General features: G+C 54.7%; 1 protein-coding gene. It reads left to right on the top strand.

Annotated features, from left to right (window positions below):
* On the top strand, window positions 1-392 hold a 392-nt coding region (locus KYK14_RS22005), incomplete at its 5' end, for a hypothetical protein (RefSeq protein ID WP_219161777.1).
* Window positions 393-585: the final 193 nt, after the last annotated feature.

Raw genomic sequence — 585 nt, 5'->3', positions numbered from 1 at the left:
TCTTCCAGGATGCGGCCACGCGGGCGGCCGTGTGGGCGGCCCAGGGAGAAACGCCACCGGCCGAAGTACTAGCTCTAGGTCGCCAGGTGCGGGCCGAGGAACAAGCGAAGGTGGAAGACCAGGTAGCGCAGCTCTTGAAAGCGCCCATGCGGAAGGTGAGTGACCTAACCGAGCAGTTGCGTCGTCTGCCGGGCTACGACTACCAGCAGGACCCGGACACCAAACGCAGCCAGCTCCGCCACCTCGAGACCGGAAGCCGGTTTGCGCTGGGCGAACTGAAGCCAGGGGGAGTACCACTGAAGCAAGCGTATGAGCAGGCCGTGCAACGCACCCAGCAGCGAGACCTAGTCCGAAGTAGAGAGCAAAGCCGAGATGGTGGAATGAGCATTTGAAAAGAAGTTAGTCTGCGAACGGCGCGACCGTGGTTACGAAGTGGCAACAGGAATTGCATTCCTGTTGCCTACTTCGTAAGAGTTAAGAGCGGTTTTTTGAAGTGTTCTGATAATCAGTTAGTTATGAAGGTTGGAGTTTTAACTTCTAAAACATCTGTTTTAGAAGTTAAAACTCTCACCAAAAAAATAATTG

Source organism: Hymenobacter profundi, from assembly GCF_019334315.1.
Lineage (GTDB): Bacteria > Bacteroidota > Bacteroidia > Cytophagales > Hymenobacteraceae > Hymenobacter > Hymenobacter profundi.
The sequence above is the reverse complement of the archived record's forward strand: the minus strand, read 5'-3'. Positions and strand labels throughout refer to the sequence as shown.